The organism is Demequina salsinemoris, assembly GCF_000974805.1.
Taxonomy (GTDB): Bacteria; Actinomycetota; Actinomycetes; order Actinomycetales; family Demequinaceae; genus Demequina; species Demequina salsinemoris.
Window position 1 is genome coordinate 212,331 of sequence record NZ_BBQZ01000001.1, and the last position, 16,469, is coordinate 228,799.

Annotated in this window: 11 protein-coding genes; 6 read left to right on the forward strand and 5 right to left on the reverse strand. The window is 70.3% G+C overall.

From position 1 onward, the window contains the following. The first annotated feature begins 3 nt into the window (after window positions 1-3). The 6 genes from nuoL (at window position 4) to AOP78_RS01020 (ending at window position 8,270) form a co-directional block, all read left to right on the forward strand. Window positions 4-1,884, forward strand: a complete 1,881-nt coding sequence (gene nuoL / locus AOP78_RS00995; protein WP_062200621.1) for an NADH-quinone oxidoreductase subunit L — start codon at window positions 4-6, stop codon at window positions 1,882-1,884. Then, the gene (locus tag AOP78_RS01000; protein WP_062200623.1) at window positions 1,885-3,375 is read left to right on the forward strand and encodes an NADH-quinone oxidoreductase subunit M; all 1,491 of its coding nucleotides are present in this window, start codon (window positions 1,885-1,887) and stop codon (window positions 3,373-3,375) included. Further along, the gene (gene nuoN, locus AOP78_RS01005) at window positions 3,375-4,952 is read left to right on the forward strand and encodes an NADH-quinone oxidoreductase subunit NuoN (RefSeq protein WP_062200625.1); all 1,578 of its coding nucleotides are present in this window, start codon (window positions 3,375-3,377) and stop codon (window positions 4,950-4,952) included. The genes AOP78_RS01000 and nuoN overlap by 1 nt, the downstream gene beginning before the upstream one ends. 10 nt (window positions 4,953-4,962) lie before the next feature. Beyond that, entirely contained in the window at window positions 4,963-5,979 is a 1,017-nt protein-coding gene (locus tag AOP78_RS01010; protein ID WP_062200627.1) for a polyprenyl synthetase family protein, read from the forward strand. A gap of 261 nt (window positions 5,980-6,240) precedes the next feature. Then, the gene (locus tag AOP78_RS01015; RefSeq protein WP_062200630.1) at window positions 6,241-6,774 is read left to right on the forward strand and encodes a sigma-70 family RNA polymerase sigma factor; all 534 of its coding nucleotides are present in this window, start codon (window positions 6,241-6,243) and stop codon (window positions 6,772-6,774) included. Then, window positions 6,771-8,270 (forward strand): hypothetical protein, encoded by a 1,500-nt coding sequence (locus tag AOP78_RS01020; RefSeq protein ID WP_062200633.1) that lies wholly within the window; start codon window positions 6,771-6,773, stop codon window positions 8,268-8,270. The genes AOP78_RS01015 and AOP78_RS01020 overlap by 4 nt, the downstream gene beginning before the upstream one ends. Before the next feature lie 306 nt (window positions 8,271-8,576). On the opposite strand, the gene rarD is transcribed toward AOP78_RS01020, so the two are convergent. From rarD to AOP78_RS01045, 5 genes are all read right to left on the reverse strand, one after another. After that, window positions 8,577-9,614, reverse strand: coding sequence for an EamA family transporter RarD (gene rarD, locus AOP78_RS01025; RefSeq protein WP_236685253.1), 1,038 nt, complete (start codon window positions 9,612-9,614; stop codon window positions 8,577-8,579). A 49-nt stretch (window positions 9,615-9,663) separates the two neighbouring features. Further along, window positions 9,664-10,194, reverse strand: a complete 531-nt coding sequence (locus AOP78_RS01030; RefSeq protein ID WP_062200635.1) for a tetratricopeptide repeat protein — start codon at window positions 10,192-10,194, stop codon at window positions 9,664-9,666. Next, window positions 10,191-10,916 (reverse strand): efflux RND transporter periplasmic adaptor subunit, encoded by a 726-nt coding sequence (locus AOP78_RS01035; protein WP_062200638.1) that lies wholly within the window; start codon window positions 10,914-10,916, stop codon window positions 10,191-10,193. Before AOP78_RS01035 ends, AOP78_RS01030 begins: the two co-directional genes overlap by 4 nt. Window positions 10,917-11,002: 86 nt before the next feature. Further along, window positions 11,003-14,056 (reverse strand): glycosyltransferase family 2 protein, encoded by a 3,054-nt coding sequence (locus tag AOP78_RS15450; protein ID WP_083979653.1) that lies wholly within the window; start codon window positions 14,054-14,056, stop codon window positions 11,003-11,005. Window positions 14,057-14,393: 337 nt separating this feature from the next. Further along, window positions 14,394-16,454, reverse strand: coding sequence for a glycosyl hydrolase (locus AOP78_RS01045; RefSeq protein ID WP_062200644.1), 2,061 nt, complete (start codon window positions 16,452-16,454; stop codon window positions 14,394-14,396). Window positions 16,455-16,469: the final 15 nt, after the last annotated feature.

Genomic DNA, 16,469 nt, shown 5'->3' on the forward strand with positions numbered 1-16,469 from the left:
TCGATGCTTGACCTGACATGGCTCCTCATCGCCGTGCCGCTGGCCAGCGCCTTCGTGCTGATCCTCGCGGGCAAGCGCGCGGACGCATGGGGACACTGGATGGGCGTGGCCGCGTCCGCGACGGCCTTCGTCGTCGGATTCGGAGCCTTCCTCCAGATGCTCGGCCTCGACGCCGAGTCCCGCGAGCACGCCGTTCATCTCTTCACGTGGATCTCGGGCGGTGAGCTGACCGTCGACGCCGGGCTGCTCGTGGACCCGCTGTCGATCTCGTTCGTCCTCCTCGTGACGTTCGTCGGCACGCTCATCCACATCTACTCCGTGGCGTACATGGAGCATGACCCGCGCCGCCGCATCTTCTTCGCGTACCTCAACCTGTTCGTCGCGTCGATGCTGCTGCTCGTCCTCGCGGACTCGTACCTCCTGCTGTTCGTCGGCTGGGAGGGCGTGGGTCTCGCGTCGTACCTGCTCATCGGCTTCTGGAACCACAAGCCCGAGTACGCGACCGCCGCGAACAAGGCGTTCATCGTCAACCGCATCGGCGACATCGGCCTGATCATCGCGATGGGACTGCTGTTCGCCAACTTCGGCACGCTGAGCTTCGACGAGATCTTCGCGGAGGTCGGCTCGGTCGACACCGCGCAGCTCACCGCGATCGGCCTCGCGCTGCTCGTGGCCGCGACCGGAAAGTCGGCGCAGTTCCCGCTGCAGTCCTGGCTGGGTGACGCGATGGCGGGCCCGACCCCCGTGTCGGCGCTCATCCACGCGGCGACCATGGTCACCGCCGGTGTCTACCTCATCGTCCGCTCTGGCGACATCTTCGCGCTCACCGAGACGGCCCGCGTCGTCGTCGCGGCCGTCGGCGCGATCACGCTCATCATGGGCGCGATCATCGGTATGGCGAAGGACGACATCAAGAAGGCGCTCGCCGCCTCGACCATGTCGCAGATCGGCTACATGATGCTCGCCGCGGGCCTCGGCCCGATCGGCTACGCGTTCGCGATCTTCCACCTCGTCACGCACGGCTTCTTCAAGGCCGGCATGTTCCTCGGCGCCGGCTCGGTGATGCACGCGATGAACGACAGCGTCGACATGCGTCGCTACGGAGCCCTCCGCACCGCGATGGTCGTCACGTGGGTCACGTTCGGCCTCGGCTGGCTCGCGATCCTCGGCGTCCCGCCGTTCTCGGGCTTCTGGTCGAAGGACAAGATCATCGAGGCCGCGTTCGTCGGCGAGGGATGGCAGCCGTGGGTCTTCGGCCTCGCCGCGCTCATCGGCGCCGGGCTGACCGCGTTCTACATGTCGCGCCTGTTCTTCATGACGTTCCACGGCAAGGCCCGCTGGACCGACGACGCGCACCCGCACGAGTCGCCGTGGCTCATGACCGGACCCATGATCGTCCTGTCCGTCGGCTCCGCGCTGCTGGGCTGGTTCCTCGCGAGCGGCGACCGCTTCACGACGTGGCTCGAGCCCGTGACCGGTCACGCCGAGGAGCACGACCCCGTGCTCGCGGTGCCCGTGATCATGACGCTCACGCTCCTGCTCGTCGCGGTCGGCGTCGTCGTCGCGTGGCTCAAGTACGGACGAGCCGACGTCCCCGAGGAGGCGCCCGCGCCGTCGCTCGGTGTGCTCGTCGCGAGCAACGACTTCTATCAGGACTCCTTCAACCGCGCCGTCCTCCAGCGCCCGGGCACGCACCTCACGCGCACGCTCGTGTACGCGGACGCCGCGGTCGTCGACGGCGCCGTCAACGGCACCGGGGTCGGGCTGCTCAAGCTCGGCGAGTTCCTGCGCAAGTTCCAGTCCGGGCAGGTGCGCCGCTACTCCGCACTGATCCTGATCGCTGTCGCCGCGCTCATCGCCGGCGTCGTCCTGGGGGTGCTGTAGATGTTCCCGTTCCTGACCGTCCTGGTGCTGCTGCCCGTGGTGGGCGCCGTCGTGGTGCGCGCGCTCCCCGAGGGCGCGCGGGGCCGCGTGCGCGAGATCGCGCTCGGCTTCACCGTCGCGGAGGCGCTGCTCGGCGTCGTGATGCTCACCCAGTTCGACCTGGGTGACGCGGCCACGCAGCAGTTCACCGAGGTCTACTCGTGGATCCCGCAGATCGGCACGAGCTGGGCGCTCGGCGTCAACGGCTTCGGCCTGTCGATGATCGCGCTGTCGCTCATCCTCACGCCGCTCGTGATCCTCGCGGAGTGGCGCAAGGACAAGGACGATGCGACCGCCGCCCGGTACCTCGCGCTCATCCTCGTGCTCCAGGCCTTCATGGTTGGCATCTTCGCCGCGCGTGACGTCTTCCTGTTCTACGTGATGTTCGAGGCGATGCTCATCCCGCTGTACTTCCTCATCGGAGGCTTCGGGGGAGAGCAGCGCCGCTATGCCGCGGTGAAGTTCCTGCTGTACTCGCTGGTCGGCGGGCTCATCATGCTCGTCGGCGTCGTCGCCCTGTACTTCGTGGGCCCCGGAGGCGAGCAGGCGTACCTGATCGACAACCTCACGGGCTACGCGTTCGGCACCACCGCCGAGCGGCTCATGTTCCTCGCGTTCTTCATCGCCTTCGCGATCAAGGCGCCGATGGTGCCCGTCCACACGTGGCTGCCGACCGTGGCCGAGACCGCGCGCCCCGGCACGACGGCCCTGCTCGTCGCGGTGCTCGACAAGATCGGCACCTTCGGCATGATCACGCTCGGGCTCGCCCTTTTCCCCGAGGCGTCGAAGTGGGCCGCGCCGGTCATCATCGTCTTCGCGGTGATCTCCGTGATCTATGGCGCGATCGCGGCGATCGGCCAGACCGACATGCTGCGCCTCGTGTCGTTCACCTCGGTGAGCCACTTCGGCATCATGGTGCTCGGCATCTACGCGTTCCAGCAGACGTCCGTCGAGGGCGCCGCGCTGTACATGTTCAACCACGGCCTCTCGACCGGGGCGCTGTTCCTCGTCGTCGGCTTCCTGATCGAGCGCAAGGGCACACCCTACGTGGGCGAGTACGGCGGCCTCCAGAAGACCGTTCCGGTCTTCGCCGGCACGTTCCTCATCATCGGCCTGAGCGCGCTCGCCCTGCCCGGCCTGTCGCCGTTCGTGTCGGAGATCATGGTGCTCGTCGGCGCGTTCGGCGTCGCGAAGATCGCCGTGATCATCTCGGCGCTCGGCGTCGTCCTCGCCGCGCTGTACGTCCTGCTGACCTATCAGAAGGTCTTCACCGGACCGCCGAACGAGAAGCTCGGGAAGACCCGGGAGCTCGGCCTGCGCGAGCGCCTGGTCCTGTGGCCCCTGATCGCCCTGATGCTGGTGCTCGGCTTCGTGCCCAGCCTGGCCATCGACTACCTGCGTGAGCCCACCGCTGCGGTGCTCACGACCGTCAACGCGGAGGTTTCCGAGTGATGTTCACCGCGCCCGAGATCTCCTACATGGCGTTCGCGCCGATGATCGTCGTGCTGCTCGGCGGCGCGGCCGGCGTGCTCGTCGAGGCGTTCATCCGCACCCCCGCGACGCGGCGGAGCGTGCAGCTCGCGCTCACCCTCGTCGCGACCGTCGGCGCGCTCGGCGTCGCCGTCGTCCAGTGGGCGACGTACTCGCCCGACTCCGCCGGCGTCATCGGCCAGACCGGCTACTTCGTCATGGACCGCCAGGCCCTCGCCTGGCAGAGCATGATCCTCATCTTCGGCGCGCTGTCGGCGCTGCTGTTCGCGGCGCGCACGCGTGCGGGGGAGTCGGCCTTCACGCCGCTCGGATCCGCCGCCCCCGGCTCTCCCGAGGAGGCCGAGGCGCACCGCCGCGGTCTCGAGGTGACCGAGGTCTTCCCGCTCATGCTCTTCGCCGTGGGCGGCATGATGGCGTTCGTCTCGGCAACCGACCTCATCGCGCTGTTCGTCGCGCTCGAGGTGTTCTCGCTGCCGCTGTACCTCATGGCCGCTCTCGCGCGCCGCAAGCGTCTCCTGTCCGAGGAAGGCGCCCTGAAGTACTTCCTGCTCGGCGCGTTCTCCTCGGCGGTGTTCCTCTTCGGCGCGGCGCTGCTCTACGGCGCGACCGCATCGACCGGGTACGGCGACATCCTCGCCTACGTGCTCGCGAGCCCCGGCGACCTCACGCTCATCATCCCCGGCGCGGTGCTCGTGCTCGTCGGCCTGCTGTTCAAGCTGGGCGCCGTGCCGTTCCACACGTGGTCGCCGGACGCCTACCAGGGCGCCCCGACCCCGGTGACGGCGTTCATGGCCGCCGCGACCAAGGCGGCCGCCGCTGCCGCCCTGCTGCGCATCGTCTATGTCGCGCTGTACCCGCTCGAGTGGGAGCTCAGCTGGATGATCTGGACGATCGCCATCCTCACGATGGCGGTCGGCACGATCGTCGCGCTCGTCCAGACCGACATCAAGCGCATGCTCGCCTACTCGTCCGTCGCGCACGCCGGCTTCATCCTCGTGGCCTTCGCGGGCTTCTCCGCCGAGGCGCTGTCGGCCGTGCCGTTCTACCTGCTGACCTACGGCATCGCCACCATCGGCGCCTTCGCGATCATCACGCAGGTGCGCGAGAAGGCCGCCGACGGCACCGTGGGCGGCGAGGCCACGCGCCTCGGCCAGTGGGCCGGGCTCGGCCGCCGCGACCCGCTGCTCGCGGGCGCCATGGGGCTGTTCCTGCTGTCCTTCGCGGGCATCCCGCTCACCGCGGGCTTCATCGGGAAGTTCCAGGTCTTCGCCGCGGCGGTGGACCAGGGCGGCTGGCCGATCGTGCTCGTCGCGGTGCTCGCCTCCGCGGCGGCGGCGTTCTTCTACGTGCGGCTCATCGTGCTCATGTTCCTCACCGACGTTCCCGAGGACCAGCAGGAGTCTGTCGAGGTCGACTACCACCCGTACACGCGGGTGGTCGTGTGGATCACGGCGGCCGCGACGCTGCTCCTCGGCGTGCTCCCGGCGGGCGCCCTCGCGCTCGCCTCGGACGCCGGGACGCTCCTGACCGGCCTGTAGGCTCGAACGCATGCCAGTCCCACTTCAGACCTCCGCCCTTCAGGAGTCTCTGACGCCACGGCTCGAGCTCATCGAGGAGCGGCTGCGCGACGCGGTCGCGCAGTCCGACCGCCTCGCGGACGCGACCTCGCGCCACCTCGTCGACGCGGGGGGCAAGCGGCTGCGGCCGATGCTCGTGCTGCTCGCGGCTCAGCTCGGCGACGGCTCGCGTCCGGAGGTGCTCGACGCCGCCGTGGTGTGCGAGCTCACGCACCTCGCGACGCTCTATCACGACGACGTCATGGACTCGGCGCCCACCCGGCGCGGGGTGACGTCGGCGCATGAGGTGTGGGGCAACTCGGTCGCGATCCTCACGGGCGATCTGCTCTTCGCGCGCGCGTCGATCGTCGTCGCGGGACTCGGCCCCGAGGCGGTGCGGCTCCAGGCCGCGACGTTCGAGCGGCTGTGCCTCGGCCAGCTGCACGAGACCGTCGGCCCCGATGAGGGCGAGGACCCCGTCGAGCACTACATCCAGGTGCTCGCCGACAAGACCGGATCGCTCGTCGCGATGTCCGCGCGGTTCGGGGCTCGGTTCGCCGGGTGCGCGCCCGCGATCGTCACGCAGGTCACGGAGTATGGCGAGCTCGCGGGCGTCGCCTTCCAGCTCGCCGACGACGTGCTCGACATCCGCTCCGACACCGAGGTGTCCGGGAAGACTCCCGGCACCGACCTGCGCGAGGGCGTCGACACGATGCCGACGCTGCTGCTCAGGCGCCGCGTCGCCGCGGGGGTCGTGGAGGGCGTCACCGCTGAGGACCTCGCCGCCGACGTGGCGCTGCTCGCGGACATCGACGGGGATCTCACCTCCGATGAGGCGCTCGCCTCGGTGGTCGCGCGCCTGCGCGTGCACCCCGTGGTCGACGAGACCGCGCGGCTCGCGCACGAGTGGGCCTCGCGCGCCAAGGCCGCGATCGACGGCCTGCCCGAGGGCGAGGTCAAGGACGCGCTGATCGCGTTCGCCGACGCTCTGGTCGCCCGCGCGGCCTGACGTCCCGCTCCCGGCCGTCCGCACCCGGGCAACTGGCGCATCGTCCCCGCCCCATGTGCTTCGCATCTTCCTCGCACCGCTCCGTCCGGTCAGTGTGAACCAATCTGAGTTCCGACACCCCGGCGACGCGCCTCGCCGGGGTGTCGACACACTGGGGTGTCGCCGCCGAGATTGGTTCAAACTGTCCGGCCGTGAAGGAGGACCCAACGTTTTCGCCCCCGGCACCGTGTGACAGGGTAAGAACCGCACGAAGGGGACAACATGGGGGACTGGCAGGCGCTCGTCGAGCGACTGATGCGCGAACGCGGGCCACGGCTCACCGCGTACGCCGCGATGCTCGTGGGCCGCGACGGCGACGCCGAGGACCTGGTGCACGACGCGATCGTCAAGGTGTTCTCACGCGGGCGCTCGCTCAGCGACATCGATCACGCCGAGGCCTACGTCCGCAGGACGATGCCGACGCTCGCGATCGACAGGGCCCGCCACCGCACGGCCGGAGGCCGCGCGACGGTGCGTTCGTTCCAAAGGGACGATGCGCCGGCCGACCTGGACGCCGGGCTCGACGTCCGCCGCGCGCTGAGGACGTTGTCCCCCCGTGAGCAGGCGTGCGTGGCCATGCGCTACTACGACGATCTGACCGTTCCGCAGATCGCCGACGCCCTGCATCTCGCGCAGGGCTCGGTCAAGCGGTACCTGCATGACGCGACGGCCCGGCTGGCAACGCAGCTGGGCGTCGACGACCCGGGCCCTGAGTCCGAAGTGGTGGAGCTGACGACGGCAAGGAGGCGGCGATGAGCGACCTCGGAGACATGATCAAGGGCGCGGGAGATGCGCACGCCGCGGCGCTGGGCGCCCGCGGTGACGAGGCAGCGACGACGCGCATGGTGTCATCCATCCGGCGTCGCCGGGTGGTCCGGGCGAGCGCCACAGGGCTGGTCGCGGCAGCGGCCGTCGGCGCTGTCGGGATGACCGCGATGGCGGCGCTCGGGCCGGACACCTCGGGCCTCGCCCCGGCGGGGGACGGCGTCAATGCGTGGTGCGACCTGGACTCGTACCCGTTGCCGAACGTGGACGCGATTCCCGACGCCGGGTTCCAGGGGCGGCTGTATGCGGACTTCGCCTCGGATACCTACATGTACAGGACCGTCGACGGTGAGCTGCGCCAGCTCGAGCAGGACGACGACGGAGTGTGGCGAGACCCGGAGACGGGGAATGCCTTCGATGAGCTGCAGATGTACGAGGACGGTCCGTTCGCCGCCTGGGGCCTTGAGCGGGCCGTGTTCGACGTCACCGACAGCAACGGATTCACCTGGGTGGAGGACCCCGCGGACCTCTACTACGAGTGGACCACGACCGTCCCGGCCACTGCACCTGACGAGGTGAGCATCGGCCAGCTGACTGCAGCGCACGAGACGGTGATCTTCCACGGCGGGACCGGCATCTCCGAGAGCCTCGGCGGTGAGGGGGCGGTCATCGAGCAGCTCGTGACAAGGACGGATGGGTCTGAGGAGGTCGCCAGGGTCTTGATCGGCGAGATCCCGCAGGACGTGGAGGACCTGACCGACCTTGCGAGCGTGACCACGCGGGTTACCACCGCCGAGGGGGAGACCGCGGAGGTGGTGAGCACCTACGACGCCTCCCAGACCTACGAGGCGAAGTGCGGCGAGAACACGTCGGAGTGGCAGGACGAGATGGCGGCTCAGGACGCGGAGGCGTCCGCCTCTGCCGAGGCCGATCGCGAGCAGCTGTACCTCGACGGTCCCGAGGTCGAGGTCTTCGCGTGCGAGGAGCCTCTCGACCCGGAGCTGGAGGCCGAGCCGGTGTGGGAGGAGCGCCGCAGCGGCATCTACGACGACGAGGAGGAGGGCATGCAGATCGACTACGGCGACGGCGCTACCGTGCTCGCGCTCCCCAACTACGGCGAGACGTTCGACGATTACGAGCAGTACGACGGCTACACGAGCAAGGGGTGGGGCGGCGCGTACGGGTATGACCAGGAGACCGGTGAACCGACGACCGGCTACTTGGACTACCTGCTCGAGGTCTTCGTCGACCAGGACGGCGTGATCGTCGGCTACTCCGACCCGTCGTCGGACGACGACACGTTCAACGTGTGGGGCGGCTCGGGCACCACGCCGCAGCAGGTGCACGTCTTCGACTCGGCCGAGCGCATCGCATGCGGCGACGCGACCGACGAGGAGCTCGCCGCGGCGACCCCGGTGCTGCTCACCGGCTACGGCGCTAGCGTCGACACCATGGAATGGGCCTGGTACGAGGTGATCCAGGACTGACCTGGCTCAGGACCGATCGGCCCGAGAACCAGCCGGCGGGGGCACGGCTGACACGGCCCGGACGATGCGGCACCGTTGAGGTGACGGCCGCATCGTCCGGGCCGCGCGGCGTGAAGGCACGTGGCGCATCGTCCCGACCCCGTCCCGTCGCCCCGCCCCCGCCTGCGGCCGACACTTTGAACCAATCTGAGTTCCGCCACCCCGGTGACCCGCCGAGGTGGACTGCGACACGCTGGGGTGTCGAGGCCGAGATTGGTTCACACTGTCAGCGCGGGCGGGTGCGCTGCGGTGGCAGCAGGGCGAGCGCTACACCGGTTCGCCCGCCTCGACCTCGACCTCGCGCGGGTCGCGCCGAGATGAGCGCGAGGCTCGCACGCTGTCCACCGTCAGCACCACGAGCGCGATCCACACGAGCACGAACCCGACCCAGCGCCCGGCCGACATCTCCTCGCCGAACACCCACACGGCGAGCATGAACATGATGGTCGGCGCGATGTATTGGAGCAGGCCGACGACGTTCAGGGGGAGCCGTTGCGCGGCGCCCGAGAACAGCAGCAGCGCGCCCACGGTGAACACGCCCGTCGAGGCGAGCAGCAGATCATGCGAGAGCCCGAGCCCGGAGGACCCGCGCACACCGAACGTCGCCTCGCCGTGCGCCGACATCCACCACACGGCGGCCGCTGCGAACGGGGCGAGCACGAGCGTCTCGACCGTGAGCCCGGTGATCGGATCGACCGAGACGCGCTTCTTGATGAGCCCGTACAGCCCGAACGAGAACGCGAGCACGAGCGAGATCCACGGCAGGCCGCCGAGCTCGACCCCGATGACGACGACGGCCACGGTCGCGATGAGCACCGCCACGATCTGGAGCCGCCGCAGCCGCTCGCCGAGCACGAGCACCCCGAGCGCGACGAGCACGAGCGGGTTGATGTAGTACCCGAGCGACGCGTGCGCCACGCGGTCGGTCACGACCGAGAAGACGTAGGTGAGCCAGTTCGTCACGATCAGTGCGGCGGCGAGCGCGAGCGTCCCGAGCGTGCGCAGGTCGGTCAGCGCGGCGCGCAGGCGCCCCCACCCACGCACGGCGGTCACGAGCACGAGGCACACCGCGACCGACCACAGCACGCGCTGCGCGGTGATCTCGACGGCCGAGGCTGGCTCGAGCGCGTGCATGAGGATCGGGAACAGCCCCCACACGAGGTAGGCGCCGAGCCCGAGGCCGAGTCCCATGCGGTCGAGCGCGCCTGAACGCGAGGACGACGCCAGGCCGGGGGACGATGCGCGAGCCACGGACGATGCGGCGGTCACCGGCGACGACGAGGGTGGTGGGGCGGGTTCGGTCACCCGGCCAGTGTGAGCCAGGCGCACGGTGCCACGCCAGCCGCTGGTGGCGTCAGCCGCGCACGGCGAGCGCGCGCAGGAACCCCGCGTGGAAGCGGTCCTCCTCATTCGCGCCGTACGCCTCGGTCACGACCTCGAGCAGTGTCGAGAACGCCTCCTCGACCTCGCCCGAGGTGTGCAGTGAGATCGCGTCGAAGACCTTCTGGGACGGCGCTCCGGGGAAGCGGCGACGCACCTCGGCGATGATCTGCGCGGCCTCATCCGCCTCGCCGAGAGCGTGGAGCACCGACGAGTAGCGCAGCAGGCATCGGCGCAGTAGCTCTCCGACGGGCCCCGCCGCCAAAGCGTCCTGGTAGCGGAGTCGCGCGGTGGGCAGGTCGCCGTTCAACGCGTGCGCGCACGCGAGCTCGTAGAGCACCTCGGGGACGCCGGGATGCTGAGAGTCGAGCTCCTCGAGGGCGCGCAGCGTCGGGCCGAGATCGTCGAGGTCGCGGCCCGCGAGGAGGGCGTCGAGGCGCTCGTCGATCGGGGAGGTGCCGGGGCGTCGTCGGATGGGGCGGCGGCGGGGCAGAGCGTTCGTCACAGGCCGATGCGGTGGACGAACTGCTGGAGCATGTCCCCGACGCCCGCGAGGATGGAGGAGTCCTCGAGATTGAGGGTCGACAGCACGGGCGTGCCGGGAGCGACCAGGCCGTTGACGGAGCCCCAGTCGAGATCGTTCGAGGAGATGATGCCCGTGACGGTCGAGTAGTCGCCGGCCTGCTCCACGGTGAAGTCCTCGAGGGTGCCGGTGATGATCGTGTCGTCGGGAAGGGTGATGTCGACGGACTCGACGGCGGGGATCCTGTCGAAGTCGAGGCGGTTCACCTGGAAGTCCGACGTGACGTAGAGGGTGTCCTCCTCCGAGATGGTGGCCACGGGGGAGCCCTGCCACGCGTAGCTTCCGGCGTTCACCGCGATGTCCGTGACGATCCCGTCGACGGACGCGACGATGGTCAGGTCGCCCTCGGCGCTCACCAGGCCGTCCTCGACATCCACGAGGCCCTCGGCGACGTCGCGCTCGAGGGTGGTCGACGAGATCTGCATCAACGGGTCGCCGACGCTGACCTCGTCGCCCTGCGCGACGTACGTTGTGGTGACGATGCCCGCATAGTCGGTGCCGACGGGGTGCTCCACCGCCTGGATGGAGCCGGTGACCGAGTCGAGGCGATGCTCGCGCTGGTTGAAGACGACGGTCGAGAGTGCTCCGATGAGCAGCACGACCGCGAGCCCGAGCGCAAAACGCACCTGGTTGGTCAGAAGCATGGGGGAGGTCCTTCAGGAGGTCGGGGCCGAGGGGTCCGGCGACGATGCGGAGGAGGTGGGGGTGGGGACAGGCGCGCCCGGAGGCGTCAGCGACGGGGCCCGCGGTCGCCTGTCGGCCCCGGACGGCGACCATCGTCGGGCGGATAGGGCCCGGGCCGGTTCTGAGTCCAGGCCTGCGGCGGACCTTGGCGCTGCCCTGCCTGCCGATATCCGTATCCGTCCCACCCCTGGCTCGCTCCGGGCCAGGCGGGTGACTGCGGCGACGGCGCCCAACCCTGGCCGTAGCCCACTGCCTCGGGATAGGGGTAGGCAGGTGCGGGCGCTCCCGCGTACGGCTGCGCGCCGTAGGGCTGTCCGGTGTACGGGTCGTAGCCCGCGGGTGCTCCGTACGGCGGATAGGCCGGGTTGGCGGCGGGCTGACCGCCGTACTGGGGGGTGTACGGCCGGACGCCGGGACGCTGATCGGTCTCGGGAGAGTATCCGGGGTAGGCCTCGTAGCCGGCCTGCGGGTCGTACCCGCCGGGTCCGTAGGCGGGGTACGGCGCGTACCCGGGGTGGGCCCACCCGCCCTGCGCGGGGCCGTAGCCGTCAGCCTCGGGAGCGTAGGCGCCCAGACCGTACGGCGGCTGCCCGTAGGCGCCCTGATCGTATGCACCCTGCCCGTACGCGGCCTGCTCGTAGCCCTGCTGAGGGGACGGCTGCCCGTAGGCGGCGCGCTCGTGCGCCGGCGGAACGGCGGGCGGGAAGTGTCCGGGGAGCGGATAGTCGCCGGCCTGGTAGGCCTGTCCCCACGGTGCGGAGGGGGAAGGTGCGGAAGGCGCGTGGCCCTGGGCCGCCGGGGCGAGGGGCGGCTGTGCGGGGCTGTCGTGCTCGGCCGGGCCGGCCTGCTGCGGCTGGGACGGGAGCGATGCCGGCGTGCCGTCCTCCTCGTGGGAAGCGGTCGCATTATCGCTGGTGCCAGGGGCGATGCCGGCGGTGGCGCCCGCGGACGCATCGTCCGGGGCGTGGCTCGCGGGTGCGAGGCCGGGCCCTCCCTGCGGCGGGGTCGCATCGGAGGCCGCCGGGGCGTCGCCGGCCTCGACGTCCACGCCTGCGCCATCGACCGCGGCGGTTGCGGTGTCGGAGTCGAGTGTGGCGTCGGAGTCGAGCTGGGCCTCGGGGTCGGCGAGGCCGACCGAGCCGGCGTGGTCCTCCGGCGCCTCCCGGTCGGGCACGGCGACGAGCGGCGGGTGGGCCGTGTCGGCGGCGGCCGCTCGGGTCTCGTTCGCCGCGCGGGCGGCCATGCTGGCGGCGCGCGCGGCGGCCGCGGTCGCCGTCTGCGCCGCCCACGCCGGCCCTGCCCAACCCGGCCCGGAGGGATCCTGGAACACGACGCTCGCCGGTGGGACCGCATCGTCCTGGTGACTCTGCGCGTAGAACGCCTGCGTCGCGAGACGCGCGCCCACGCCGACGGGCATCGCACCCGGGGCGATCTCGCCGTGCTCCTCGAGCAGCGCGGCGATCTCGAGGTCGAGCTCGTCGACGTGCGCGGGCGCTTCCGCGGGTGTGGACCTCGTGGCTCCGGCGCGCACGCGCGGCTTGAGGTTGAGGCCCGCGGTCACGATGAACACGCCCAGGATCGCCGTGTTGACGAGGTTCCAGACGGTGGCGAGAGTGAGGATGCCGTTGCCCATGTCGCGCCAGATCGCGACGAACGATGCGATGAGCAGGAACGCGAAGAACAGCATCTGCGGCACCATGTAGTTGAAGGCGGAGCTCTGCTTCACGGAGCCCGTCGCCTGCCAGCCGACGTCCTTGCCCCGCAGCACGTTGAACAGCGCCTTCGTGTACACGGGGAACGAGACGGTGGCGAGCGTCAGCGTCTGCCATTTGTACGTGCCGAGCGCGTACCAGGCGAGGATGATCTGCATGACGTAGAAGCCCGCGTAGAACAGCGCCCATTCGAGCACGGTGATTGACAGCGACACGGGCCTCAGGTCGAAGAAGATCTCGAGCGGCGGCACGAGCAGCAGCGGCAGGGGCGCGATGCCGGTGAGGTAGAACGATGCGGTCGTCAGGTACTGCAGTCGCTGATCGAGCGTGAGGTTCGACTTCTTGCGGCTCAGCAGCGGATGGGTGAAGAGGATCTCGAAGCCTCCGGTGGCCCAGCGCAGCTGCTGCTTGGAGAACGCCTCGACGGAGTCCGGGGCGTCGCCGATCGCGAGGACCTCGGGGATGAAGATCGTGCGCCAGCCGCGTTCGTGCAGCATGAGCGACGTCCACACGTCCTCGGACTTCGAGTCCGTGTAGATGCCGCCGATGTCCAGCACGGCCTCGCGCCTGAACATCACGTTCGTGCCCACGCAGAACGCGGCGTTGAACTTGTTCTTGCCCGGCTGCACGAAGCGGTAGAACACCGTCTGCATGTACGCGGCGCCCTTCGAGATGACGCTGTCGTTCTCGTTGCCGTACGCCTGCGGTGTCTGGACGAAGGCGACCTTGCGGTCCACGAAGAACGGCAGGGTCTGCTCGATGAACTCGGGGCGCGGCACGAAGTCCGCGTCGAAGATCGCGAAGAACTCGCCCTTGGCGAGCGTCAGGGCGTGGTTGACGTTGCCCGCCTTCGCGCCGTTGGAGCTGAGGCGGCGCACGTACCGCACGCCGATCTCGGCGGCGAGCTCCTTGACCGCGTCGCTGCGGCCGTCGTCCAGGATCCACGTGCGATGCTGCCCTCGCATCGCCTGTGCGGCGCGAGCGGTGCGCTCGATCACGTCGAGCGGCTCGCCGTACACCGTGATGAGGATGTCGACCGTGACCGGGCGTCCGGCCATGAGGATCGGCCACCGCGTGGGGTCGCCGTGGTGGTGGGCGTACAGCGCGCTGCGCGCATGGTGCACGGCGTAGGTGCGGGGGTTCTGCCCGCCCGCGAGGATCGTCCAGCTCGTCATGAGCGCGTGCAGCACGAGCACGAGCTCGGCGGACACGACCATGACGTACGGCACCAGATCTCCGCGGTTCGCGGGATTGAGGAGGAACCCCGTGTACGCGAGGACGCCGAGCGTCGCGATCATCACGAGCGTGATGAGGACAGGGGACTGCTCCGAGCCCATGAAATGGTGCTGCTCAGGGCGCCCAGGGTGGGCAGACTGCATCGTGCTCATCGGTGACTCCGGGGGAAGGGCGTCGGATGGGGGGACCCGCTCGGGGAGAGCGGAGGCGGCGCTGCCTTCGGGGCGACACCGGCTGAGCCGAGCTGCCGAGCGCGACCGGGGGTGCCATCCTCCCGGTGAAGCGCTCGCCGATGTGACCTCGGTCACACTATGCAGGTCGAGTCATCTGGTGTCGTGCAAGTGTGAAAAATAGCACACCGAGTGCCGCCAAGCACGTGTCTGCGCGGGATCATGCCTGGTCTCTGCTAGGAGGGCTCAAGCGGCTGGACCTGGGCGCGGCGCTGACCGCGGCGCTGACCGCGGCGCGGACCGCGGCGTGGACCGCGGCTCAGCCCGCGTCGGCGATGAACGTGAGCATGTACGCGCGCGACATCGCGTCGTCGATCGCGCTCTCGGGGAGCGTGAGAGCGATGTCCCACGCGGTCGCCTGCTCGGTCGAGTCGGCGAGGGCCGCGTACATCGTGATGAGGTCGGTGAACTGGGGGGCCGTGCCCGACGGCATGGCCTCGGCGATCGACGCGAGGATCTTGGTGTGATCCGCGTCGTCGTCGGTCGAGAGGAGCGCGAGCTGCGTGGGGTTCAGCGGCAGCAGCTGGATGCCGAGCATCGCGGCCGGGTCGGTCGAGAACCACGTGGCCCAGTCGCGCTTGCCGCCCCACTCGATGCCGACCACCTGATGCAGGTACTCGGGCGCGAACGAGGTGTCGGGGCGCAGGTACAGCGACAGCGCGGAGTGGGCCTCGGCCGACAGCATCCACACGGCCCGGTCGTATGCCGCGTCGTCGCCTCGCAGCTGCGACCAGGCGGCGACGGCGGTCCACGCGTTGACGGCCTCGGAGCTCGACTCCTGGTTGTTGCCGTCGGCGAACTCCGCGGTGCCGGACGCCCACGAGTGCCCCGCGTACGGATCGAAGACGCGGGTCGTCGGAACCTCGTCGGAGCCCTCGGACGCGATGTCCGCCACGAGTGCGTCGATCACGGGGGCCACGTCGGCGAGCTGGACGACGCCCTCCTCGACGGCGATGGTCGCGGCGTAGATCAGGTACCCGTAGTGGAAGTGGTGGTCGTTGAACTCCTCCGACCCGTACGCGGTGTCGTAGCCGACGACGCCGCTCCAGTTCGGGTCGTAGACGAAGCAGCGTGACGTCGCGGTCTCGCAGCGCGAGGCGTCGGTCCACTCGCCCAGCGCGGTCGCGAGCCTGTCGCCGATGAGCGTCGCCGAGTCCTCGTCCCCGAGATCGTTCGCGAGCGCGAGCAGCTGCGCGTCGCGGTACAGCTCCTTGGCGCCGAAGTACGTGTCGGACGGGTAGTCGCTCGCGCTCGTCGCATCGTCCGCGATGGCGGACAGGACCGACTCCTTCTGGACGGCGTCGAGGCTGCCCGTGTCGAGCGTGAGGGTGGGCTCGATCGTGTCCACCGTCCACGACAGGGTCGTGCCCTGGCAGGCGGTGGTGGGGCCGTCGATCGTGAGGAACGACCCGGCGGCGCACTCGCCCGCGTCGTCGTCGGCGATGCTCGCGGTCGCGTCGACGGTCGCGGGGGGCACGAGCACGGTCGAGCCCCCGTTGAGGGTCGCGTACTCGAGGCTCGTGTCGCCCTCGGAGCCGGTCGTCGTCACGGAGGTCAGCGGTGAGCCCATCGCCTCGATGTACGAGGAGGCGTCAGCGTCGGAGGGGATCGGGAAGGCCATGAGCCAGCCGCCCTCTGCGAGCGTCACCTTCCGCTCGCTCACGGTCGCGCTCGACGTCTTCACGGCGTAGGTGGTGCCTTCGATGTCGACCGTCCCTGTCGCGCCGGACCAGGTCGGCTCCTCGGAGAGCTTGAGCGTCACCTCCGAGTCCGCGACGACGCCGATCGCCGGCCACCCCTCGGCGATCGTCGCGGTCGCGAGCGGCCCGTCCTCGCCGGGGAACTCGAGCGACGTGTAGACGGGGTCGTTGACGCTCACCTGGGGTCGCGAGGTCGACTGTGGAACCGACACGGTGAGGACCGTCCCGGTCTGCGCCGCGATCAGGGCGTCGGACGCGGCCACGGTCGGCAGCGCGACGCCGATGGACCGCCTGCCCACCTCCACCGTGACGGGCGACGGGAACGCGCGCGCGGGCAGCGTGGCGTACGCGAGAGAGGAGTACCAGCGGTTCGTCGGCGCGAGCACGCCGTCCGCGACGCCGTTCGTCGCGGGCGCGTCCCCGACCGCCTCGACGGGGAGGGTCTCGGTGAGAGCCGAGGCCGCATCGTCCACCGTCCCGAGGTCCTCCGTCGAGGTCGTCCCCGACGAGGACGTCGTCCCGCCGTCGGCCGAGTCAGAGTGCGTGCACCCCGCGAGCACGAGCAGGCTCGCCGCGGCGCACATCGCGGTCACGAGGCGGGGCGCGCGTCCGGGGGTCACATCACGATCCTAGGT

Coding starts and splice junctions, on each gene's coding strand:
- nuoL (WP_062200621.1), top strand. CDS start 4: ATGCTTGACCTGACATGGCTCCTCATCGCCGTGCCGCTGGCCAGCGCC.
- AOP78_RS01000 (WP_062200623.1), top strand. CDS start 1,885: ATGTTCCCGTTCCTGACCGTCCTGGTGCTGCTGCCCGTGGTGGGCGCC.
- nuoN (WP_062200625.1), top strand. CDS start 3,375: ATGTTCACCGCGCCCGAGATCTCCTACATGGCGTTCGCGCCGATGATC.
- AOP78_RS01010 (WP_062200627.1), top strand. CDS start 4,963: ATGCCAGTCCCACTTCAGACCTCCGCCCTTCAGGAGTCTCTGACGCCA.
- AOP78_RS01015 (WP_062200630.1), top strand. CDS start 6,241: ATGGGGGACTGGCAGGCGCTCGTCGAGCGACTGATGCGCGAACGCGGG.
- AOP78_RS01020 (WP_062200633.1), top strand. CDS start 6,771: ATGAGCGACCTCGGAGACATGATCAAGGGCGCGGGAGATGCGCACGCC.
- AOP78_RS01035 (WP_062200638.1), bottom strand. CDS start 10,916: ATGCTTCTGACCAACCAGGTGCGTTTTGCGCTCGGGCTCGCGGTCGTG.
- AOP78_RS15450 (WP_083979653.1), bottom strand. CDS start 14,056: ATGAGCACGATGCAGTCTGCCCACCCTGGGCGCCCTGAGCAGCACCAT.